The sequence below is a fragment of the Propionibacterium acidifaciens DSM 21887 genome, from assembly GCF_000426605.1.
Lineage (GTDB): Bacteria > Actinomycetota > Actinomycetes > Propionibacteriales > Propionibacteriaceae > Propionibacterium > Propionibacterium acidifaciens.
The window spans coordinates 18,564-40,590 of the sequence record NZ_AUFR01000015.1 but is presented as its reverse complement, the minus strand read 5'-3'; the positions used below and the strand labels follow the sequence as shown (position 1 = coordinate 40,590).

Annotated in this window: 21 protein-coding genes and 4 tRNA genes; 14 read left to right on the top strand and 11 right to left on the bottom strand. The window is 71.2% G+C overall.

What is annotated here, in order from left to right; all coding sequences use genetic code 11:
• The 5 genes from K336_RS15095 to K336_RS16955 all read right to left on the bottom strand — a co-directional run bounded on the left by K336_RS15095 (position 1) and on the right by K336_RS16955 (position 5,261).
• A complete protein-coding gene (locus tag K336_RS15095; protein ID WP_155945017.1) occupies positions 1-975 on the bottom strand; it encodes a tetratricopeptide repeat protein in 975 nt (324 codons plus the stop codon).
• A gap of 223 nt (positions 976-1,198) precedes the next feature.
• A complete protein-coding gene (locus K336_RS15090; RefSeq protein ID WP_081660649.1) occupies positions 1,199-2,710 on the bottom strand; it encodes an ammonia-forming cytochrome c nitrite reductase subunit c552 in 1,512 nt (503 codons plus the stop codon).
• A gap of 104 nt (positions 2,711-2,814) precedes the next feature.
• Entirely contained in the window at positions 2,815-3,303 is a 489-nt protein-coding gene (nrfH, locus tag K336_RS0106855) for a cytochrome c nitrite reductase small subunit (protein ID WP_028706617.1), read from the bottom strand.
• 135 nt (positions 3,304-3,438) lie between these two features.
• On the bottom strand, positions 3,439-4,137 hold the full coding sequence (locus tag K336_RS0106850) for a response regulator (RefSeq protein WP_021797970.1): 699 nt from the start codon (positions 4,135-4,137) through the stop codon (positions 3,439-3,441).
• Positions 4,134-5,261 carry a sensor histidine kinase gene (locus tag K336_RS16955; RefSeq protein ID WP_021797972.1) on the bottom strand — a complete coding sequence of 376 codons (1,128 nt, stop codon included), beginning with the start codon at positions 5,259-5,261 and terminating at the stop codon, positions 4,134-4,136. Before K336_RS16955 ends, K336_RS0106850 begins: the two co-directional genes overlap by 4 nt.
• A 180-nt stretch (positions 5,262-5,441) precedes the next feature.
• Between K336_RS16955 and dxs the strand changes: the two genes are divergently transcribed.
• Positions 5,442-7,322: a 1-deoxy-D-xylulose-5-phosphate synthase gene (dxs, locus tag K336_RS15080; RefSeq protein ID WP_043150479.1), complete on the top strand. Its 1,881-nt coding sequence runs from the start codon at positions 5,442-5,444 to the stop codon at positions 7,320-7,322.
• 25 nt (positions 7,323-7,347) lie between these two features.
• Here dxs and K336_RS0106835 read toward each other — a convergent pair whose 3' ends face one another.
• The 5 genes from K336_RS0106835 to K336_RS0106815 all read right to left on the bottom strand — a co-directional run bounded on the left by K336_RS0106835 (position 7,348) and on the right by K336_RS0106815 (position 11,273).
• The gene (locus tag K336_RS0106835) at positions 7,348-8,673 is read right to left on the bottom strand and encodes a ribonuclease D (protein ID WP_028706616.1); all 1,326 of its coding nucleotides are present in this window, start codon (positions 8,671-8,673) and stop codon (positions 7,348-7,350) included.
• On the bottom strand, positions 8,670-9,269 hold the full coding sequence (locus K336_RS0106830; RefSeq protein ID WP_021797976.1) for a DUF3000 domain-containing protein: 600 nt from the start codon (positions 9,267-9,269) through the stop codon (positions 8,670-8,672). The genes K336_RS0106835 and K336_RS0106830 overlap by 4 nt, the downstream gene beginning before the upstream one ends.
• 199 nt (positions 9,270-9,468) lie before the next feature.
• A complete protein-coding gene (gene msrB, locus K336_RS0106825) occupies positions 9,469-9,885 on the bottom strand; it encodes a peptide-methionine (R)-S-oxide reductase MsrB (protein ID WP_021797967.1) in 417 nt (138 codons plus the stop codon).
• A 179-nt stretch (positions 9,886-10,064) separates the two neighbouring features.
• On the bottom strand, positions 10,065-10,853 hold the full coding sequence (locus tag K336_RS0106820) for a sirohydrochlorin chelatase (protein ID WP_028706615.1): 789 nt from the start codon (positions 10,851-10,853) through the stop codon (positions 10,065-10,067).
• Between the two features lie 348 nt (positions 10,854-11,201).
• Positions 11,202-11,273, bottom strand: a tRNA-Val gene (locus K336_RS0106815).
• A gap of 550 nt (positions 11,274-11,823) precedes the next feature.
• Between K336_RS0106815 and K336_RS0106810 the strand changes: the two genes are divergently transcribed.
• The 3 genes from K336_RS0106810 to K336_RS0106800 all read left to right on the top strand — a co-directional run bounded on the left by K336_RS0106810 (position 11,824) and on the right by K336_RS0106800 (position 12,106).
• A tRNA-Gly gene (locus tag K336_RS0106810) sits at positions 11,824-11,896 on the top strand.
• Positions 11,897-11,959: 63 nt separating this feature from the next.
• Positions 11,960-12,030: transfer RNA gene (locus K336_RS0106805), tRNA-Cys, on the top strand.
• A gap of 1 nt (position 12,031) precedes the next feature.
• Positions 12,032-12,106, top strand: a tRNA-Val gene (locus K336_RS0106800).
• Between the two features lie 380 nt (positions 12,107-12,486).
• On the opposite strand, the gene K336_RS0106795 is transcribed toward K336_RS0106800, so the two are convergent.
• Positions 12,487-13,341, bottom strand: coding sequence for an LppU/SCO3897 family protein (locus K336_RS0106795; protein ID WP_028706614.1), 855 nt, complete (start codon positions 13,339-13,341; stop codon positions 12,487-12,489).
• Positions 13,342-13,547: 206 nt separating this feature from the next.
• On the opposite strand from K336_RS0106795, the gene thrS reads away from it, so the two are divergent.
• The 10 genes from thrS to K336_RS15060 all read left to right on the top strand — a co-directional run bounded on the left by thrS (position 13,548) and on the right by K336_RS15060 (position 22,015).
• The gene (gene thrS / locus K336_RS0106790; RefSeq protein WP_021798870.1) at positions 13,548-15,599 is read left to right on the top strand and encodes a threonine--tRNA ligase; all 2,052 of its coding nucleotides are present in this window, start codon (positions 13,548-13,550) and stop codon (positions 15,597-15,599) included.
• The gene (locus K336_RS15075; RefSeq protein ID WP_021798871.1) at positions 15,592-16,203 is read left to right on the top strand and encodes an HIT family protein; all 612 of its coding nucleotides are present in this window, start codon (positions 15,592-15,594) and stop codon (positions 16,201-16,203) included. Before thrS ends, K336_RS15075 begins: the two co-directional genes overlap by 8 nt.
• Positions 16,196-16,828 carry a phosphatidylinositol phosphate synthase gene (pgsA, locus tag K336_RS0106780; protein WP_021798869.1) on the top strand — a complete coding sequence of 211 codons (633 nt, stop codon included), beginning with the start codon at positions 16,196-16,198 and terminating at the stop codon, positions 16,826-16,828. Before K336_RS15075 ends, pgsA begins: the two co-directional genes overlap by 8 nt.
• Positions 16,825-17,712, top strand: coding sequence for an LpxL/LpxP family acyltransferase (locus K336_RS15070; protein ID WP_021798876.1), 888 nt, complete (start codon positions 16,825-16,827; stop codon positions 17,710-17,712). The genes pgsA and K336_RS15070 overlap by 4 nt, the downstream gene beginning before the upstream one ends.
• Positions 17,709-18,872, top strand: a complete 1,164-nt coding sequence (locus K336_RS0106770) for a glycosyltransferase family 4 protein (RefSeq protein ID WP_028706613.1) — start codon at positions 17,709-17,711, stop codon at positions 18,870-18,872. Before K336_RS15070 ends, K336_RS0106770 begins: the two co-directional genes overlap by 4 nt.
• A gap of 235 nt (positions 18,873-19,107) precedes the next feature.
• Positions 19,108-19,515, top strand: a complete 408-nt coding sequence (locus K336_RS15065) for a glycine cleavage system protein H (RefSeq protein ID WP_021798879.1) — start codon at positions 19,108-19,110, stop codon at positions 19,513-19,515.
• 42 nt (positions 19,516-19,557) lie between these two features.
• Complete coding sequence (locus K336_RS0106760; RefSeq protein ID WP_021798873.1) at positions 19,558-20,049, top strand: FHA domain-containing protein; 492 nt, start codon at positions 19,558-19,560, stop codon at positions 20,047-20,049.
• Positions 20,049-20,750 carry a transcriptional regulator FtsR gene (gene ftsR, locus K336_RS0106755; protein ID WP_028706612.1) on the top strand — a complete coding sequence of 234 codons (702 nt, stop codon included), beginning with the start codon at positions 20,049-20,051 and terminating at the stop codon, positions 20,748-20,750. Before K336_RS0106760 ends, ftsR begins: the two co-directional genes overlap by 1 nt.
• Before the next feature lie 3 nt (positions 20,751-20,753).
• Positions 20,754-21,230: a bifunctional nuclease domain-containing protein gene (locus K336_RS0106750; RefSeq protein ID WP_028706611.1), complete on the top strand. Its 477-nt coding sequence runs from the start codon at positions 20,754-20,756 to the stop codon at positions 21,228-21,230.
• 227 nt (positions 21,231-21,457) lie between these two features.
• Positions 21,458-22,015, top strand: coding sequence for a MerR family transcriptional regulator (locus K336_RS15060; protein ID WP_021797148.1), 558 nt, complete (start codon positions 21,458-21,460; stop codon positions 22,013-22,015).
• The last annotated feature ends 12 nt before the right edge of the window (positions 22,016-22,027 follow it).

The window sequence follows — 22,027 nt, the reverse complement described above, 5'->3', positions numbered from 1 at the left end:
TCATGGCGTCGAGGAGGCGCTGGGCGTGGGGGTCCCGGTCTCGTCGAGGCTGCTCATGTGCGTCCTGACGGTCTCGGCGTACTCGCCGTTGGGCTCCAGCTCGAGGTACTTGTTCCACTCCTGCTTGACCTTGTCGGCGTCGGGCGGGTCGATCGACAGGTAGTAGTAGCCCAGGTCGAAGTGCAGCTCCGCGTTGTCCGGGTCGAGGGTGTTGACGATGTCCCAGTGCTCCTTGGCGCAGTCCAAGTCGTTGCTGTTGAAGCACGAGACGCCGAGGGTCAGCTGGGCCTCGGCGTCGTCGGGTTTGAGCTCGACGACCCGGGCCTGCCACTTCGAGGCGTTCGCGTAGTCCCCAACCTTCGCGTAGAGCGAGGCGAGCCGACCCATCGAGTCGGTGTCCTGCGGGTTGTCCCGGACCTTCTGCTCGAGCTCGGCCACCTGGGCCGCGTCGAGCGTCGGCGTGGCGCTGGCCGAGGCCATCATGGCGGAGGACGACGCGTCCGAGCCCGAGGAGCCCGAGGGCGCCCCGAGCTTGTAGACCGCCAGCACCACCGCCACGACGAGGGCGACGATGACGACCCGCGCCACCCAGGCGGTGGCGTCGGCCCGCTGCCGGCCGGCCCCGCTGCGCCGCTGCGCGGTCGCCGTGGCGCGCTGCTGTCGCGTGGACGGGGCGGGGGAGTCGTCCGCGTCGGCCCCGGTGACGGGTGCTCGCCGGCCGGCCCCGCGGGCCGTCCGGCGGCGGGTCTCGGACGCCTCGTCGATCTCGTCCAGGGCGACCGGGTCATCGGGGTCGGGTTCCTCGTCCGCGTCGGCCTCGATGATCTCCCCCGATGCGTCGAGCGCGGTGATCGCGTCGATCCTCGCGAGCTGCTGCTCGATCCATTTCCGGCGGGCCTGCGGCGCGGTGTCCAGCGATCCGCGCAGCTCCTCCCTTCGGTCGGCCAGCTCCTCGTCGCTCGCGTCCGGGGGCATCCCCAAGGAGTCCAGCAGCGTGCGTCTGACCCCTGACAGGCTCGAATGCCGCGTCATCATCATCTCCGGTTCGTCATCGATCCGAATTTCTCGCTGTCCGACAGTGTGACAAGCGCGAACCCGGTGCGGTATCCACCGTCGGATATGTGCTGGGCACAGGAGGTGCGGCGCCGGTACACGTACCGGTGCCGCACCTCCTGGCTCGTGGCCGACCGTCACCGCCTCACGACGGGGAGTCCGATGGGGTCGGGGCGGCCGCCGTGGCGGTGTTGATCGGGGTCGAGCCGGCCGGCTGCGGGGCGGCCTCGTCATGGGGCCGGCCGGGTTCGGGCGTGCTCGGGACATCGGCCCCGGCCAGTGCGAGCTGGCCCTGCCGTGCCGTGTCGGTCACGTCGTTGAGGATCCGCAGCGAGTACTCCGGGGCGTGGAAGCCGTGGGAGTTCTCGGATTCCACGTAATCCATGTAGAAGTTCGCCTTGCGCTGGTAGTTGCGCGCCGCGTCGATGCGATCCTGCGGGGTGCCGTTGGTCTGGGCCGCCTCGATGTCGTCGATGAGGTCGACGAGGGCGTCGAAGGAGACGTCGCGGGCCTGGTAGAACCGGGTCTGGATCGTCGCCACGCGCGCCTTCATCTCGTCGTCGGAGGCCTTGTGGCAGGTGCCGCAGGTTCCGTTGACGTCGGCCATCGGCGAGGTGACGTGGTGATTGCTGACCTTCTTCGCGCCGGCGCTCTGGTAAGCCATGTGGCAGTCCGCGCAGGTGACGCCGGCCTGGGCGTGGGGCCCGTTCGACCAGGTCTCGAAATCAGGGTGCTGGGCCTTGATGATCGAGGCGCCGGTCAGCTTGTGCGTGAAGTCCGTGAAGTTGATCTGCTGGTAGTAGTTGTACTCGTCGTCGATCGTCAGACCGTTGTTCCACGGGAATGTGAGGTTCTTGTCGGTCGGCGACTGGTAGTACTCGACGTGGCACTGGGCGCAGACGTAGGTGCGCATCTCCTGGGTGGAGGCGTCGCTGTTCACGTCGTAGTCCTTGACGCCCTGCGAGGCCTTGTAGGCCGCGATGCCCTTGATGAAGGCCGGACGGGTGACGCGCAGCTTCATCGTCGCGGGGTCGTGGCAGTCGATGCAGGACAGCGCGCCGTAGTGCTCGGCGATCGGGTAGGCCTCATCGTAGGTCATCGAGTTCATCTTCGACCAGCCGGCCTCGGCGTCGCCGTTGCCCAGGTCGGTGAACAGCTTCGGCACGCTCACGTGGCAGTTGAGGCAGTAGCCGGGCTGCTTCACCTGGGTCGTGCGCTTGGTGTGGCGCTGGTCGACGAGCATCCAGTTGTGCCCGCGGGGCTCGGTGTAGTCGAGCGAGAACGCGTAGCCGGCCCACATGGTCACGAGCCGCTGGTCATGCGCCAGGTTGTCATAGCTGGTCCACTCGCGGGGGTCGTCGGCCGTCGGGGTGCGCGGGAAGTAGTTCCCCGGGTCCGGGTCGCTGGTCTTCATGTACGACTCGTACTCCTCGGGGAAGTTCTGCCCCCAGACGGCGGGATCGATCGTCGTCTCGTCGAGCGCCACCACCTCGGTGAACTGCTCCTTGCCCTCCTCCTTGTGGTTGAAGATGCTCATGAGCAGTGCGGCGATCCCGATGATGATCAGGGCGCCGGCGACGAGGAACACGATGAACATGGCGGTCCTGTTCATGCGCGAGATCCGCGGCACGTGCCGCGACTGGTTCGATCCGCTCATCCTCTTCTCACCTCCTGTGCCTGTGCTCGTGGCGCCGACCGGCCGGGTTGGCCGGATCGGACCCCTCCTGTGGGACGGCCGCGGCCGTCGGTGATCCCGTGCGCTCACTTGTCATGGCCCACGCCCTCGTGGCAGCGGATGCACATGATCTGCTCGTCGTCCTTCTGGCTGGCGAGCACGTCGTGGGTGAATCCGCCGTGGCAGCGGATGCAGTTCTCGTTGACGATCCGCAGCGAGACGTCGCGCGCCCGGATGTTCTGCGGGTAGTTGCCCGTGGTGAACGCGATCGAGTGGTGCAGGCCGTTCTCGGCCTTGACGGCGTACTTCCCGATGAGGTCGTGCGGCGTGTGGCAGTCATTGCACTCCGCCACGTGGTGGTGCGGGCCGGCGGTGTAGGCGTCGTAGTAGTCCTGCATCACGTGGCAGCTGGCGCAGGCCTTCGGGTCGTGGCCGAGGTAGGACATCCCGTTGGCGTAGACGAAGGTGAAGGCCGCCAGCCCCACCAGGACTCCGACGAGCAGCCCGCAGATCCCGGGAAGCCAACGGCGCGCAACGGCCAGCGCGCCCTGCGTTCGACGGCGCCCGCTCGTCATGATCGTCCTCCTCCGCCGTGATGCGGATCTCACACTCCCATCATGATGGGGACGGGTTGTCGCGTCCATGGGGACGAGGGCACAACAAGGGCACAGAACGGATAGAAAAATTCCCGGCGCGGGGTTGTGCCCGGCTCAGGTCCGGGCGGCGAGGCCGTTCCGGACGAGGTACGCGGCGGCCTGGCCGCGGGTGCTCATGCCGAGCTTGCGCAGCGCATTGTGCACGTGGTTCTTGACCGTCCCCTCGGTGATGGTCAGATGAGTGGCGATCTCGCGGTTCGACATGCCCTTGGCCACGAGGGCCATGATCTCGAGCTCGCGTCGGCTCAGGCCGTGCGCGGCGTCGAGTCGGGGCCCGATGATCCGGTGCCCGTCCAGGCCGTTGCGCAGCTGCTCGAGCAGCCCGCCGACCAGCCGCGGCGACAGCGGGGACTGGTCGGCCATGACGCCGCGGATCATCCGGAGCAGCTCGGCGGGTTCGAGGTCCTTGAGCAGATAGCCGTCGGCCCCGGCGCGGATCGCCTCGGCCAGCAGTTCGTTCTCGTCGTGGACGGTGAGCATGACGATCTTCAGGCCCGGGTGGCACTCGCGCAGGATCGCGGCGGCGCGGGCCCCGCCCATGACCGGCATCTCCAGGTCGAGGATCACCACGTCGGGATCGCTGGAGTCGATCGTCTCGAGCGCCTCCAGCCCGTTCGAGGCCTCGCCGACGACCGTCATGTCGTCCTCGCGGTCGATGAGGGCTCCGACGGAGCGGCGGAAGAGCGTCTGGTCGTCGGCGATGACGACGCGGATCGGATTCCCGCGCTCCTGCTCCGGCGGGATCGTGCTCATGCATGCATCCTTTCGCCGTGGTTCTCGTCGCGCAGGGCGAGGGGCACGACGGCGCTCACGCACGTACCCGCCCCGGGGATGCTCATGATGCTCAGACGCCCGCCGATCCCCTCGATGCGTTCGCGCATCGACAGCAGCCCGAAGCGGCCGGGGTCGGCGGGCGAGCTCTCGAAGCCCACCCCGTCATCGCTGATGTTGACGGTGGTGCCGCCCGGCCCGGTGCGCACCGTCACGTCCACGCAGCTCGCCTTCGCGTGCTTGCGCACATTGGTGAGCGCCTCCTGCACGACGCGCAGCAGCTGCAGGCGCGTCCCGGCGGGCAGGGGGGCGTCCGGGCCGGTCAGCTCGACCCGGCAGGTGATGCCGGTGCGGCGCTCGAAGGCGCTCGTCGCCGAACGGATGCACGAGGCCAGCGGACCGGTCGCCTCCTCGGGCAGGTGCAGGTCCCAGATGGCTTCACGGACGTCGGAGTAGGCCAACGCGCAGTCCTCGCCGATCCGGGCGAGCTCGGCGGCCGTCCCCTCGTCGAGCTCCTCGCGTTCGGCCAGGGCCGACAGCCTCAGGTGGGTGGCGCCGAGGACCTGCGCGACGCCGTCGTGCAGCTCCCGCGAGATCCGTTCGCGCTCGCCGGCGATCGTGCGGGCCTCAGAGTCGTCGGCCCGCACCGCCCTGGCCATGAGCCGCTCGGCCATGCCGGCCAGCGCCGTCAGGACGAGCTCGGCTGCCAGGCGCCGATCGGGGTCCGTGCTGCGCGGGTCGACGTGCCACAGCCAGCCGAATCCCTCATCGGGGTCGCCGAGCTGCACCCCGACGACCTCCTCCTCGGCCATCGTGCGCGGACAGCTCGGCTGCGAGCCGGTGAGGATGCAGGTGCTTTCCGGGTCGAACAGGCAGGCCATCGGGGTCAGCTCCCAGTCCGAGCGCACTCCGGCCTGCATCTGGACCGTCCGGCAGCACGTGGTGTTCAGACGGCGGCGCACGCACAGGCCGCTGAGTCTCGGGCCGAGAGTGGCGTGGACCTGCGCGACGACGTCGGTGAGCGCGGCCACCAGCTCGGCGACGGGCAGCGCGAGACCCCCGCGCTGCTGGTCGTCGTCGCCTGCCGGCGTGCGTCGTGAGGTCATCAGGGGCTGCCCGTCCTCTTCGTCAAGCCCGTCCTCCTCCCGAGGAGGTCGCGGCGTCCGCTTCGGCCCCACCATAGCGGGAATCGCCCCGCAAATGTTGGGGCGCGGCCGTGGATAATCTCCCGCTGTGGAACGGTACCGGCTCCGTCCGGTTCGGCGACCGGCCCTAGACTGACGCACATGGCGCTGCTGGACCGTATTCGCAAGCCCTCCGACCTGCGCACCCTCACCGCGGGGGAGCTCCGGTCGTTGGCGCAGGAGATCCGTCAGTTCCTCGTGACGAACGTTGCGCGCACCGGCGGCCACCTCGGTCCGAACCTGGGCGTCGTCGAGCTCACGATGGCGATCCATCTCGTCTTCGACTCGCCGAAGGATCCCATCGTCTTCGACGTCGGGCACCAGAGCTACGTCCACAAGATCCTCACGGGGCGCGCCGACGGATTCGACCGGCTGCGCCAGAAGGGCGGGCTGTCCGGCTACCCGAACCGGGGCGAGTCGGAGCATGACTGGTTCGAGAACTCCCACGCCTCGGCTGGCCTCAGCTGGTCCGAGGGCATGGCGCGCGCCTTCGCCCTGACCGGTCAGCGCGACCGCACCGTCGTGACGGTCGTCGGGGACGGCGCGCTCACCGGCGGCATGGCCTGGGAGGCGCTCAACAACATCGCGGACGAGCCCGAGCTGCCCATGGTCATCGTCGTCAACGACAACGGGCGCTCCTACTCGCCGACTGTCGGCGGCCTGTCCCGGCAGCTGTCCGGGCTGCGCACCGATCCGCGCTACGAGAGGGCCATGGAGAGCCTCAAGGCCAACGTCTCGCACACCCCGCTGGTCGGCAGGCCCGCCTACGACCTGCTGCACGGCCTCAAGATCGGCCTCAAGGACGTCCTCGCCCCGCAGGGGCTGTTCAGCGACCTCGGGCTGAAGTACATCGGTCCGATCGACGGCCATGACCTCGAGGCGCTCACCGTCGCCATGCGCCAGGCCAAGGGCTTCGGCGGGCCGGTCATCGTCCACGCCATCACCCGCAAGGGCAAGGGCTTCGTGCCGGCGGAAAACCACGAGCGCGATCGCTTCCACGCCATCGGGAGGATCGACGAGTGCACCGGCGAGCCGCTCACGCCCTCGGTCGAGGCCACCTGGACCGACGCCTTCGGAGCCGAGCTCGTCGCGCTGGGCGCCGAGCGCGAGGACCTCGTGGCGCTCACTGCGGCGATGCTCCACCCGGTGGGCCTGGGGCGCTTCGCCGCCGCCCATCCCGACCGGGTCTTCGACGTCGGCATCGCCGAGCAGCACGCCATGGGTGCGGCCGCAGGCATGGCCCGGGCCGGGCTGCACCCGATCGTGGCCGTCTACTCCTCCTTCCTCAACAGGGCCTTCGACCAGCTGCTCCTCGACGTGGGCATGCACCATCTGGGCGTCACCGTCGTCCTCGACCGCGCCGGCGTGACCGGCTCGGACGGTGCGAGCCACGACGGCGTCTGGGACTGCTCGATCGCGGGCCTCGTGCCGGGCATCCACCTGGCCTGTCCGCGCGACGCGACGCGGCTGCGCGCCGCGCTGCGCGAGGCCGTCGACATCGACGACGCTCCGAGTCTCATCCGCTACTCCAAGGACAAGCTCCCCGACCCGATCGAGGCCGTGGACAGGCGCGACGGCGTCGACGTCCTGGCCCGCGGCGAGCGTCCGGAGGTGCTCCTCATCGGCTTCGGCCAGCTGACCGGCACGGCGCTGGGCGTCGCGCGGATCCTCGCGGCCCGGGGCCTGTCGGTCACCGTCGTCGACCCGCTGTGGGCGCTGCCGATGGCCGAGCCGCTGCTCGCAATGGCGGCCGAGCACGCCCTCGTCGTGACGATCGAGGACAACCAGGTCGTCGGCGGTCTCGGCTCGCAGCTCGAACTCGCCCTCGACGCGGCGAGCGTCGAGGTGCCGATGCGCCAGTTCGGCATCCCGCAGGAGTACCTGCCCGTCGCCACGCGCGCCGAGGTGCTGTCCGATCTCGGTCTCACCGCCGAACCGATCGCCGAGTCCGTCGCCGCGACCTGGAGCCGCCTGGCCCGCTAGCGGTCGGGCGCCGGACCGCCCGGTCTCAGTCCCGGTCCGCGGGCGGCGTCGCGCCCAGCGCGGCGACGAGCACCGGCGCGCACAGCCGGCACTGCCATTCGCGGGCGCCGTGGGCGGCCAGCCTCGCCGCGGCGTGCTCCGCGTCGACGGCCTCGAGCGGCTCCCAGGCGAGCCAGCGCAGCGTCTCGGGGGCGATGAGGTTCTCCGGCGGCACCTGGAGCGCCTTGGCCAGGCGGTTCATCGCCGGGCGCACACGTTGCCAGCGGCGCCAGGCGTCGGGGTTGGTGCGTTGCCAGTTGCGCGGCTGGTGCGAGGGGCCCTCGTGGGGCACCCGCAGGCGGGGCAGCTCGGACTCGGGCATTCGTGCGACGCGCGTCGCCGCGGCGACCCAGCGCCCCCGGTAACGGCGGGCGTTGCGACGCTTGAAGCCCACGATGGTGTCCATCTGCGTCATGCCCGGCACCTCGGGGCTCTCCTTGGTGATCCGCCCGGCCAGTTCGCTGATCGCCTTGTCAGGGAGGATCTTGCCGGGGGCCCGGTCGAGGTCGTGGGCCAGCCGGTCGCGTTCGCCCCAGATCTCGCGCACCAGCGCCAGGCCGCGGCGGCTGTGCACCGTGTGGAGACCGTTGACGTGGCGCCACGGCTCGGCGGGCGGGTCCGGCGGGGTGCGGTGGGAGTCGATCATGTGCGCGAACTCCTGCTGCGCCCAGGCCCACTTGCCCTCCTCGTGCAGCTGGCGCCACAGCAGGGCGCGCAGCTCGATGAGCAGTTCGACGTCGAGGGCCGCGTAGGCGACCCAGTCGGCGGGCAGGGGGCGCTTGGACCAGTCGGCGGCCGAGTGCTCCTTGAGCAGATGGACACCGAAGTAGCTCTCCGTCATCGGGCCGAGCCCGACGCGCGGCAGCCCGAGCAGGCGCCCGGCGAGCTCGGTGTCGAAGAGCCGCTCGGGGAGCAGGCCGAGCTCCACGAGGCAGGGCAGGTCGGAGCTGGCTGCGTGGATGATCCACTCGGCGTCGATGATCGCCTCGCGCAGCGCGCCGAGGTCGGCCACCGAGCCGTCCCCGGGCTCGAAGGCCTGCGGGTCGATGAGCCAGGTGCCCGCGCCGGAGCGGCGCAGCTGGAGGAGATAAGCACGGCCGCTGTAGCGGAAGCTCTGGGCCCGCTCCGTGTCGATGGCCACCGGGCCGGTGCCCGAGCCGAGCGCCTCGATGCACTCGGCGAGCAGCGCGTCGTCGTCGACCAGGGGCGGCATGCCCTCCCGGGGCATCGCGAGGATGGGCAGTCCGGACTCGGGGTCGATCCGGCCGTCGAGCTCCGTCTCGGTCTGCGTGCCGTCAGCCGGATCCTTCATCGTGTTCCTGTCGCGAGGGGAGCGGTGCGGAGAGGGGTGATTTTCTCGGGCAGGGGAGGCAGGCCCGCCGCCTGGCACATGAGCTGCTGCCATGCGCGCAGATGGGCGGTGATGCCCGGGGGATCGTCGAGCAGGGGGGTCCAGCTCGCCCGGATCTCGATCTCGGCGCGATCGGGTTCGGCGCCCAGCGATCCGAACGAGCGGCTCGTCACGGTGGTCACCGTGCCGGCCGGGGCGGTGAGGGCCGCACCGTGCTCGTCGAGCGCCTCGACGAGCCAGCTCCAGGCGACCTCCCCGATGAGGGAGTCGGCGACCATGTCCGCGTCGGTGTCGGCCCGTACGAGGGTGACGAGCCGCCAGTCGCCGTCCCAGGCGTCGTTGCCGGCCGGGTCGTGCAGCAGGATGAGTCGTCCGAGGCCCTGGTCCTCGTCGCCGGCCCCCAGCCCGGCCTCCATCGCGTGCCCGTACGGCGCGATGCGCTGCGGGGCGCCGATCGTCTCGACGTCGATGCCCGGCCTCCAGCGGAACGCCTCGAGCTCGGCGACGACGCGGTCGAAGTCGTCGCGCCCGGGGCGAGCGCGCAGGTCGGTGGACATGCCTCGACCCTATGGTTCACCCGCTCGCCGGGCCGGGTGCCACGCCGCGGCCCCCGGTGACCGGCCCGCCCGCCGGGCGGTTCCGTCCCCCCGCCGGCCGAGGCCCTCGGCTCCGCGACCGTCCGGTGGACGGACGGCCCTCGGTGCTCGTCCACGCGACGAGCACCGACGCTCCCTCGACAAACCGCCGGTGGGCGCCTCAGTGCTCGTCCGCGGGGACGAAGCTCAGGCAGATCGAGTTGATGCAGTAGCGCTGGTCGGTGGGGGTGCCGTAGCCCTCGCCCTCGAAGACGTGGCCCAGGTGGGAGTCGCAGCGGGCGCAGCGCACCTCGGTGCGCGGGCGTCCGGGGATCGAGGCGTCGGGCAGGTAGCGCACCCGGTCGGCGGCCAGCGGCGAGTAGAAGCTAGGCCAGCCGCAGTGGGAGGCGAACTTGGTCTCGGAGCGGAAGAGCTCGGCGCCGCAGGCGCGGCAGCGGTAGACGCCCTCGGCAACGAGGTCGGTGTACTCGCCGGTGAAGGGGGCCTCGGTGCCGCCCCTGCGCAGCACCTGGAACTCCTGCGGGCTCAGCTGCGCGCGCCACTGCTCGTCGGTCCACTCGTCGCGGTGCTCGTCCATGGGTCCTCCGAATCCTCCGTCCGCCGCCCCGGGCCGGTCCCATCCGGCCCGCGCCCATGAGCGATGACAGGGTCCCGGGCGGCGCTGCAGGGGCCGCCGCGGGCCCGCCCCGGTGGAGCGCCCGGCGGTGCGGGCCCGCGGGGGACCCGCGTTCCCGCGTCAGCCCGTCGCCCGGCGGATCACAGGGCGATGAGCTCCGGGGAGCTCGTGATGACGTCGTCGCCCAAGTGCTCGTCGGCCGGGACGTCGTCGAGCATGTCCATGGTGGTGAACGCGTAGCGGCTCATGACGAGCTCGATGATCCGCTCGTCGGCGCCCAGCGGGGCGCTCACCGTGAGCGCCCCGGCGGCCAGGGCCTGCTCGGCGGCCGCCATGAAGCGGTCGGAGGCGGTGAGAAAGAGCGAGCCGACAGCGATGCTCCGGCGGCCTTGGTCGCGCAGCAGGCCGATCGCGGCGGCGATGGACGAGCCGGAGCCGTCGACGCAGGCCATGGCGACCGGCAGGCGGTGGTGCGAGCTCCACTGACGGGCGCGGCGGGCGATGAGGCTCTGACCCCGGACGTCACCGGTGTCCGGGGTGGCCAGCACGAGCCCGTCCAGCTCGAGCGCGTGGCAGCTCGACAGGGCGTTGCGCAGCCGGATGTCGAGAATGTTGAGCAGTTCGGTGGCCGGGCCGATCGGGCGGGCCATGGCGAGGTTCATGTCGGGATGGGTCGTGCGGACGAGCTTGAACATGTCGACGGCGGCCTGACCGGCGTCGACCGCCTGGGTCAGGGACATGGGGACGAACACGGCCTCCCGCGTCCCGTGGGAGGCAAGGGCGCTGATGACCTGCAGACCGCTCGGCGGGCAGTGATCGAGGAAGGCGAGATGGACGGGGAGCTCGGGGCGCTGGATCTGCATCTGCTTGCGGAGCAGCCGAATCTCCTCGGCGCCGTCAGCCAACAGGATCAATGCCGGTGCAGTCATCTGCGTGCCCTTGTCTCTTGTAGTGTCAGGGCGGCGCCATTGCCGTTGTCTTGTCTCAAGCTTCGGACATCTCGGAGGGATTGGCAAATCGTCTGTCCACGATGTGACACGAAAAATTCATGTCACCCTTCGGTGCGTCTCCGTCCTGTGGGCTGCGGGGCTGCTCGCGAACAGAAGAATCTTCTGCTCAGGCCGGGGTCGGAGGGCTTTTCCCCAGATTCGCCCAGAGCGTGCCGGTCGGGTGCGCGGAGGCGTGCTGCGCGGAGCGCTCGTCTCGCATGGTGAATGGATGGCCGGTCGGAAGGACGGCCGGGGAAGCGTCGGCGCATCGCCGACGGCTCGGTGGGGTGGGCGATACTGGGTTCGAACCAGTGACCTCTTCGGTGTGAACGAAGCGCGCTACCGCTGCGCCAATCGCCCGGGGCGGAACAAAGCTAGCGCACCGTCGCGCGCCGGGACAAACCGGACACGGCGGACGGGCCCGGTGCCGGCGTCCTGTGCCGGGTGTTCCCGCGGGCCCGACGGGGCCGGTGCGCCCGGCGGTCACTCGGGAGGGGGCGCTCCCGCGACTGCGGGCCCGACGTACGCCGGTTGCGCGGCCGCGGGCTGGTCCCAGGGCACTTCCGCGGGCCGCGGGTCCTGCCGGTGCCGAGGCCGCTTCCGGCTCATCATCGAACCGCACTTCCGGAGGCCGACGGCTTCCAAGGGACCTCGTCCGGAGGGCCCTCGCGGGGTCCACTGGCGGGTCCCGGGGGGCGTCGGGGCGTGAGGCGTCGCGACGACCCGGGCATCTCGGGGAAGGAGAACTTTTCGGTGTGACATACCTGTGACATACCTGGTCGGAGTCGTGTCGGCACGGTCGGGCCGGATCCTGCGGGAGCGCCCGAGTTGTGCCGTCAGGGTGAGTTCGCTAATGTGGTCCCCGCACTTCGGCGAGGTGAGCCGGCGAGGCGGCCTGCCGAGAAGCGCTGCGGACGTGGCTCAGTTGGTAGAGCATCACCTTGCCAAGGTGAGGGTCGCGGGTTCGAGTCCCGTCGTCCGCTCGGAGAGGTCTTGGCCCCATCCACTGACCACGAGACTCCGTGGTGGAGGCAGGCTCTTCACCCGGTGGAGTGGCCGAGAGGCGAGGCAGCGGACTGCAAATCCGTATACACGGGTTCAAATCCCGTCTCCACCTCGGGCGGCTGGCGCAGTGGTAGCGCGCTTCCCTGACACGGAAGAGGTCACTGGTTCGAACCCAGTGTCGCCCACCAGAACGATCCCCCGGCACCCGCCGGGGATCGTCGTTCTCCGGGCGCTTGCTCCTTCCGTGCGTCGGCCGACCGTCTCTCATGGATGGGGGGTGGACGCCCGGTCCTCCCGGGCGCGCTCGCCCCTTCCTGTTCCCGCCCGACCCCTGCCCGGCCCGCAACGTCTCGTCCGGTCCGCCGCCCCTCCTCCCGAGTGGTCGTCGCCCGCGCCGGCCCGGCCCCCTCCCGTCGTCCGAGCCGCCTCGTGGCCCCGGCCTCGTGCCCCCGTGTCCGGCTGGACGGACTGGGGGAGAGGACGGCTGCGGGTGGCGGACCGCAGTCCGCCACCCGCAGGATGGTCGTCGTCGGGACGGGACGTCACGACGGAGTCGTCGGCCGTCGGCTCACTCCGGCTGCGAGATGCAGTAGGTGCGGGCCGGCGTGTCGTAGGTGAGACCGCCCGTCGAGGTGTCGGGGCAGGTGGCGTCGTACTCCTCGATGATCTGGTCGACGCGGATGTAGGCGTGGGGATCGCTGCAGTCGATGCTCTGGTACGTCAGGTCGTTCAGGTCCTCGGCGTAGCAGCTGCCCTCGACGAGCTGGGGAACCAGGCACATCTTGGCCGACGAGCCGGACCTCTGGACGGTGATCTCGTCGTAGGTGCCGCCGTAGTTCTTGTCCGTGTCGGTCACGTCCGTGCAGGTCTCGGCGGCGCCGGCCTTGGCGACGTAGTAGGAGCCGGCGGTGCTGCAGTCGACGCGCTTGGTCTTCACGTCGTCCTTGCTGCCGGACAGGGTCACGCACTTGCCGACGTCCTTCGTCGCGTCGTGCGAGGTGCGCAGGTGGTTGATGACCAGACCGGCCGCCGCGAGAAGGACGACCACCAGGATCGCCGAGACGATGGCGACGGCCCGGGACCTGCCCTTCTCGGCCGGGACGCTGCCGCCCATGAGGGCATCGCCGCCGGGGACGGGGCCGCCCGGGGGGATCTGACCGGCCGGCGGGACGGGGCCGCCGGGAGGAATCTGACCGCCCTGCGGGGGCTGGGCCCCGGTGGGGGCGAACTGCTGGGGCTGAGGAGGCTGTTGGGGCTGACCGGCCCGCTGGGGCTGGCCGTACGCCTGGTTGAGGGCGTCCTGGCCGGTGAGGGGCTGACCCTGCGCCCTGGTGGGCGCGTCGGGTCCGGTCGAGGGCTGCGGGGCCCCGGCGTCCTCGGCGGGACCGGTTCCGTTCGGGCTCGGGTTCTGCGGATCACTCATAGTGCGTGAGTATCGCACACCGGGCATGTCGGCGACAGGGGCCGGACGGGACCGGGGCGCAGGCGACATGACCGTCGACGGTCGAATACGCCGTCGCTCCTGACGGATGGGGCAGAATGTTACGAGGCTCCCCGCATCGGGGCCCGCTCCCGTCCGCGCGGGGGCGTCATCACGAGCGGCCCGGTTCGCCGCCGAAAGGAACAGAAGTGTCGGTGTCAGTCGTCATCGTCAGCGATCCCGGGGAGGAGTCCAGGGCGGTCGACAGGGGGACCACGGGTCTGGACCTCTTCGGCGACGACACGTCCGTCGTCGCCATGCGAGTCAACGGCACCACCGTCGACCTGGCCACCGAGCTCGCCGACGGCGACCGGGTCGAGCCCGTCCTCGCCACGAGCGGCGAGGGCCTGGCGATCATCCGGCACTCCGCCGCGCACGTGACCGCCCAGGCGCTCCAGGAGCTCTTCCCACAGGCCCGGCTCGGCATCGGCCCGCCCATCACCGACGGCTTCTACTACGACTTCAAGACCGACCCGCTGGGCCCCGAGGACCTCAAGGCGATCGAGAAGCGGATGCAGGCGATCATCAAGCAGCGCCAGCGCTTCGTCCGCCGCGTCGTCACCGAGGAGCAGGCCCTGGCCGAGGAGGCCGACGAGCCGTTCAAGCTCGAACTGATCGCCGACAAGGGACGACCCGGTGCCGACGACGGCTCCCGGGTCGAGGTGGGTGGCGCCGAGCTGACCGTCTACGACAACGTCCGCCGCGACGGGACGGTGGCCTGGAAGGACCTGTGCCGGGGCCCCCACGTGCCGAACACCGGCTACCTCAAGGCGGTCGCCCTCACGAGGACCAGCGCCGCCTACTGGCGCGGCGACCAGAGCAGGGACACCCTCCAGCGCGTCTACGGCACCGCTTGGGCCAGCCGCGAGGACCTCAAGGCCCACCAGGAGCGTCTGGCCGAGGCCGCCCGGCGCGACCACCGCACGCTGGGAGCCGAGCTCGACCTGTTCAGCTTCCCCGAGGAGATCGGTCCCGGCCTGGTGCTCTTCCACCCCAGGGGCGGCATCCTGCGCCACGAGATCGAGTCCTACGTCATCGACCGCCACCTCGAGGCCGGCTTCGACATCGTCCACACGCCCGAGATCAGCAAGGGCGGCCTGTTCCGCACCTCGGGCCACCTGCCGTACTACGCCGACACGATGTTCCCGCCCATGGCCGTCGACGAGGGGCACGACGCCGACGGCGCGCTCACCCGGGCCGGCCAGGAGTACTACCTCAAGGCCATGAACTGCCCGATGCACAACCTCATCTTCCGGTCCCGCGGGCGCTCCTACCGCGAGCTGCCGCTGCGCCTGTTCGAGATGGGGCACGACTACCGCTACGAGAAGTCGGGCGTCGTCCACGGCCTGACCCGCATGCGCGGCTTCACGCAGGACGACTCGCACACCTACTGCACGCCCGAGCAGGCGGGGCGGGAGATCACCGACCAGATCGCCTTCTTCCTGTCGATCCTCGAGGCGTTCGGCCTCGACGACTTCCACCTCGAGCTGTCCACGCGCGACGAGGAGGGCCCCCGCAAGGACAAGTTCATCGGCTCGGACGAGGACTGGGCCGACGCCACCCGGACGCTCGAGCGGGCCTGCCGGGCCACCGGCCTCCAGCTCGTGCCCGACCCGGGGGGCGCGGCCTTCTACGGCCCCAAGGTCTCGGTCCAGGTCAGGGACGCCATCGGTCGCACCTGGCAGATGTCGACCATCCAGTACGACTTCAACCAGCCCGAGCGCTTCGGCCTGGAGTACACCGCCCCCGACGGCTCGCACCGGCGGCCCGTGATGATCCACTCGGCCAAGCTCGGCTCGGTGGAGCGCTTCATCGGCGTGCTCACCGAGCACTACGCCGGGGCCTTCCCGGCCTGGCTGAGCCCGGTCCAGGTCGTCGGCATCCCGGTCGCCGGCGAGTTCAACGACTACCTGGCCGGGGTGGCCGCCCGGCTCAGGGCCCGGGGCGTGCGCGTCGAGATCGACGACTCCGACGACCGCATGCAGAAGAAGATCCGCAACGCCACCCGCCAGAAGGCGCCGTTCATGCTCATCGCGGGGCAGACCGACCGCGCGGCCGGCGCCGTGAGCTTCCGCTTCCGCGACGGCAGCCAGTTCAACGGCGTGCCCGTCGACGAGGCGGTCGAGCGGATCGTCTCGCACATCGCCTCGCGCGCCAACGAGGACCCGACCGCGGCCGAGCAGGCGGGTACGGGTGAGTAGCGGTCCGGGGGGTGCGGACTCCGCCGGGGACGTCGAGTGGGTCGAGGACCTGCCCGGCGTGCCCGACGCCCTCCAACGGCTGTGGACACCGCACCGCGCCGTCTACATCGGCGGCCAGGGCAAGCCGGCCGACTCCGGGGCGGGCCCCCAGTGCCCGTTCTGCCGGGCGCCGAGCACCGGCGACGACGAGGCCTCGCTCATCGTGCGCCGCGGAGCGACGGCCTTCGTCGTCCTCAACCTGTACCCGTACAACCCGGGTCACCTGCTTGTGTGCCCCTACCGGCACGTGGCGGGCTACGTGGACACCACCGAGGACGAGGCCGTCGAGATCGCCCGGCTGACCAAGCAGGCCGTCGCCGTGCTGGGCGGCGTCTCGGCGCCCGCGGGGTTCAACATCGGGATGAACCAGGGCGACGTCGCCGGCGCCGGCATCGCCGCCCACCTCCACCAGCACGTCGTGCCCCGCTGGCTCGGCGACGCGAACTTCCTGCCCATCATCGGACGAACCAAGGCCGTCCCCCAGCTCCTGTCCGACACGCGCAGGCTCCTCGCCGACGCGTGGATCGAGCTCTACGGCCCGCACCAGGAGGTCACGAATGCTTGAGCATCTTCGCTCCCGCTGGACGAAGGTCATGGCGCCGATCGCGCGCGCCCTTCTCTCGGCCCACGTCACGCCGGACATGGTCACCTGGGCCGGCACCATCGGCGTCGTGGCGGTCTCGCTCATCTGCTTCCCCCACGGCTGGCTGTGGCAGGGCGTCCTCCTGCTGCTCGTGTTCATCTTCTCGGACTCGCTGGACGGCATCATGGCCCGCACCAGCGGCCGCAGTTCCGATTGGGGCGCCTTCCTCGACAGCACCCTCGACCGCATCGCCGACGGCGCCGTCATGGGCGGTCTGGCCCTCTACTACGTGGACGCCGGGAACAACGCCTGGTGGGCCGGCCTGGCCATCGTCACCCTCGTGCTCGGCCAGGTCACCAGCTACACGAAGGCCCGCGGCGAGTCCCTCGGCTACGAGGTCAACGGCGGCCTGGCCGGACGCGCCGACCGGCTGCTCGTGAGCCTGCTCGGCGCCATGCTCACCGGCCTCGGCCTCGACTGGGGCCTTCCGGTCTGCCTCGTCGTCCTGACCGTCGCCGGCGTCATCACCGTCGCCCAGCGCATGACACTCGTGCGCCACGCCACCACCGTGGCCAGGGGGCGGGCCGCCGGGGAGTCGCAGGCGTGAGCCCTCGTCGTCACCACCGCCCGGGCGCGCTCGCACTCCTCAGACTCGGGGCCCACCTGCCCTGGTGGCTCTGGCGCCCCGTGAGCGTCCTCGGCACGGTCGTCCTCGCGACGGCGCCCGGGGGCTTCACGCCGGTGCGCCAGTGGCGGCTCAACTACGAGCGCGTCCAGGGCCGGCCCGCCGGCTGGACCACCACCTACCGGGCCTTCATCGGCTGGATGGAGAACACGATGATCTCGCTCCAGCTCGCAGGCTGGAGCGAGGCCCGCATCCGCCGTCGGATCGTCATGGAGGACTCCGACGCGTGGGCGCGCCTTGAGGCGGCCCACGCCGAGGGCGGCGTCGTCGCCGCCCTGCCGCACATGGGCAGCTGGGACCTCGTCGGCGCCTACGCCTGCCTGGAGGGACTGCCGGTCACCTCTGTGGCGGAGGGCCTGCCGGACGGCCAGTTCGAGTACTTCCGCGATCTGCGCGCCCGGCTCGGGTTCCGCATCTACGACGTGCGGGACCGGGCCGTCTTCACACGCCTGCGCGACGACCTCGACGAGGGCCGCGTCGTCTGCCTCGTCGCGGACCGCGACTTCAGCCGCCGGGGAGTGCCGGTCACCTGGCACCTGCCCGCCGGCGACGCCCGCATCACGATGCCCCCCGGGCCCGGGCTGCTCGCCCAGCAGACCGGCCGCCCGCTGTTCGGCGCGGTGACCTGGTTCGGGCGCGCCGGGCGGCTCCACGTGCTCGTCCGCGGGCCGATGGACGTCGCCCGAGGGGCTGACGGGCTGGAGGCCGGCGTGCAAGAATTAGCCGATTTCTTCTGCGCGCAGATCAGCGAGCGCACCGTGAACTGGCACATGATGCAGAGGTTCTTCAAGGGGGTCGTGGCATGAGGGTGGGAATCGTCTGCCCCTACTCCTTCACGCACCCCGGCGGTGTGCAGAACCACGTCCTGGGGCTGGGCGGCTGGCTCAAGCAGCACGGCCACGACGTCTCGATCCTGGCCCCCGGCCAGGCGAGCCCCGCGCTGCTCGCCGAGACGGGTCTGCGGCCGGAGGAGTTCACCAGTGCCGGCCACGCCGTGCCCATCAACTTCAACGGCTCGGTGGCCCGCATCAACTTCGGGCCCGGCCCCGCCGCCAAGGTCAAGGGATGGCTCGACACCGGCCGCTTCGATGTCGTGCACCTGCACGAGCCCATCGGCCCGAACATCGGCCTCGTGGCGCTCTACCTGACCGATCGTCCGGTCACCGCCACCTTCCACACGTCGATGCCGACGATGCGGGCCATCAAGGTGCTCAACTCGGCGCTGCCGAGCGTCGTGAGCCGCATCGACTCCTCGATCGCCGTCTCCGAGGCGGCCGCTCGGGTCGCCCACGAGCACTCCGGCGTCAACCCGGTGATCATCGGCAACGGCATCCACGTGGACGACTACCCGCTCGAGCGCGTCCGGGGCCGCTGGCGCGGGGGCGAGGTGCCGCGTCTGACCTTCCTGGGCCGCTACGACGAGCCCCGCAAGGGCTTCGAGGTGCTCACGCCCGCGCTCCCGCTGGTGCGCTCCCAGTTCCCCGACCTGGACGTCGTCGTCATCGGTTCCGGCTCGGCGCGTTCGGAGCAGGGCGTGCGCTTCCTCGGCGGGCTCGACGACGAGGCCCGCAACTACTGGCTGGGACGCTCCGACGTCTACATCGCCCCGCAGACCGGCCGCGAGAGCTTCGGCATCGTGCTGCTCGAGGCGATGGCCTGCGGCGCCCCCGTCGTCGCCTCCGACCTGCCGGCCTTCGTCGACGTCCTCACCGACGACGAGGGCCTCATCGGGCACGTCTTCCGCAACGGCAACTCGGCAAGCGCCTCGCGGGCGATCACCCGCAGCCTGTCCGAGCCGCGCGACCTGCGCCTGGAGCGCGGCCGGGCCCAGGCTGCCCGCTTCGACTGGTCGCAGATCGGGCCCCAGGTCGTCCAGATGTACCGCACCGCGCGGCGCAACTCGGCGCGCATGCGCCTGAGCGGGCGCCGGAGCCGGCGGCGCCAGCATCGCTCCGTCGAGGCGTGAGCACCGGGCCTGCCTTCCTGTGCGCTTCGTGTGCACTGCGACGGCCCCGCGCGCCCGGGTGGACCCGATGGCATCCGCCGCGACAGCCGGGCCCGCGACGGCCCCGCGCGCCCGGGTGGACCGGTCCCGCGGCGGATGATTGACTTGACATCAGGCCGGGTGCTGCCCGGCCCGCTCCGTGCCCCGGTGCCGTGCCAGGAGGCGGAGGCCTTCGCGTTCCCCGAGGGGTGAGGACATGGCGCAGTTCCCGGCCGGACTCCGGCGCGGCGGCGAGCACGAATGGGTGCGCTCCGGTGAGGGCGGCGCCACCGCCCGCATCGGCATCACGGCCGCCGCAGCCGCCGACCTAGGCGACGTCGTCCGCGTCGAGCTGCCCACCGTCGGCAGCGAGGTCGTCGCCGGGGACGCCTGCGGCGAGCCGGAGTCGACGAGCACGGCGCTCGAGGTCCACTCGCCGCTCACCGGCGTGGTGAGCGCGGTCAACGAGGCCGCCGCGGCGGCGCCGGAGACCATCTGCTCCTCGCCGTACGACGAGGGCTGGCTGTTCGAGGTCGAGTCCGATGAGGCCCAGGGGTCCGACGGACCGCCCGACCACGCCGGCCCCACGGGGTCTCAATCAGTCGCAACCGGCCCGCTACGATAGGGACAGGGCCTAGCCACAGTGTCCCGACGGGGGAGTCACATCATGATGATCTGCGCCAAATGCGGCCACGAGAATGCCGATGGCAGCAATTTCTGCGCCCAGTGCGGGGAGCGGCTGTCCACCGCGTCCGACACCACGTCGGTCATCCCCGCCATCGACGAGGACTCCGCGCCCCACGCCGAGATCAGCGCCGAGGACTCCGCCGCGGTGCACGCCCTGCCCGCCGGGCACGCGCTGCTCGTCGTCACCCGCGGCCCGGACGTCGGTGCCCGCTATCTGCTCGACCAGCCCGTGACGCTGGCCGGGCGCAGCCCCGACTGCGACATCTTCCTCGACGACATCACGGTCTCGCGCCACCATGCGAAGTTCACCATGGGCGAGGAGGGCGTGACGATCACGGACCTGGGCAGCCTCAACGGCACCTACGTCAACCGCACCCTCGTCGACGGCTCGGCCCTGCTGCGGCCCGGCGAGGAGGTGCAGATCGGGAAGTTCCGCATGGTCTTCTTCGTGAGTGAGCTCGGACTTCGCTGATGCCCCCGGCTCAGCTCGTCGGTATCGGCCGCGTGGTCGAGACCCTCAAGACCGAGTTCCCCGACATCACGATCTCGAAGATCCGCTTCCTCGAGACGGAGGGCCTCGTCCTGCCCGAGCGCGCACCCTCCGGATACCGCAAGTACTCGCCCGCCGACGTCGACCGGCTGCGCTACATCCTGCGCGTCCAGCGCGACCAGTACCTTCCGCTCAAGGTCATCCGCGAGCACCTGGAGATGATGGACGCCGGCCAGCAGCCCCCCGCCGCCGACGCCCCGCCGCCGCCCCCGGCCGCCACCCACGCCCCGGTCGACCCCCCCGACCCGCCCTCCGGGCCCGCCCCGCGCAGTCCCCGGACGGTGCGCCTGACCCGCCGCGAGCTCATCCGCGAGTCGGGGCTTCCCGAGGCCACCCTCATCGAGCTGGAGCGTCAGCAGATGGTGCTGCCGCGGCGCAACTCCATGTACTACGGGCGCGACGCCCTCATGATCTGCGTGGTGGCCCGCCGCCTCCAGGACTACGGGATGGACACCCGCCACATGCGCGCCATCAGGCAGTCCGCCGAGCATGAGGCCGGTCTCATCGAGCAGGGCGCCCAGCCGCTGCGCCGCGGCGGCAACGGCAATCAGGTGGTCGCCGAGCTCGCCAACCTCGTCGTCCACGCCCACGCCGCCCTCGTCCAGACGATCCTGGAGCACTGAGTCATGGCCACCATGTCGATCGTCGGGGTGCAGATGCTGGAGTCCAGCGACCAGCCCGTGCTCATGCTCGGTCAGGCCTGGACCACACGCTTCCTGCTGGTCTGGGTGGACGCCCAGGTCGCTGCGGCGCTGTTCTCAGCGGCCGACCCCGACAGCCAGGACGACCCGAGCCTGCGCGCCTACGAGCTCTTCGCCAGGGCGCTCGCCGCGACCGGCGAGCACGAGCTGAGCGGCCGCATCACCGGCTGGTCCGACGGGGTCTTCAGCGCCGAGCTCGTCATCGACGGGGAACCGGTGCCCGGCAGGCTCTCGGACATCGCCGTCCTGTCGCACACGATGGGCTTCCCGCTCGAGTGCCCCGACGAGCTCATGGCTCAACTGGCCGTTGAGGCTTTCGAGGACGAGAACGACGTCGTCGAGGAGTTCAGGAGCTTCCTCGACGAGGTCGAGGCCGACGACTTCGGCGAGGAGAATCCCTAGTCAGCGCGATGAGTTGGCGGGTTGCGGCGACTCCTGGGCCGCGCCGGGCAGGTCCGGCCGGAACCGACACGCCGGGATCGGGAAGATTGCACGGGTGCGGGCCGGGCGCTTACCGTCAGTGGTGCAGCCGCACGCGCGAGGCTGCTCGGGCTGGCCTCGACTGGCTTGGGAACGTGTTCACGATGCAGCCGCACGCGCGAGGCCGCTCGTTCGACGAAAGAGGCACCGTGACCCACCCCGCCCCCGAGGCCGCAGCGCTCACCGCCGCCCAGGACGCGCTCTTCGAGGGCGACTTCTCGGCGGTCCCCGAGGACGCGGGCTTCCGCGGCCCGGTCGCCTGCTCCGCGGCGGGCATCACCTACCGTCAGCTCGACTACTGGGCCCGTACCGGGCTCGTGACCCCCGGGATCCGGTCCGCCGGCGGCTCGGGCACCCAGCGCCTCTACTCGTTCCGCGACATCCTCATGCTGCGCGTGGTCAAGAACCTCCTCGACGCGGGCATCTCGCTCCAGCAGATCCGCCGGGCCATCGACCACCTGCGCTCCCGCGGCGACGAGAACCTCACCGGCATCACGCTCATGAGCGACGGCGTCTCCGTCTACGAGTGCACCAGCGAGCACGAGGTGCTCGATCTGCTGCGCGGCGGCCAGGGCATGTTCGCCATCACCCTCGACGGCGTCGTGCGCGACCTCGAGGGCTCGCTCACCGAGCTTCCCACCGAGCGCACCGACCTGACCAGCGGTGACGACGAGCTCGCCCGCCGCCGGCGCCGCGCCGCCACCTGAGGACCCGCGCCG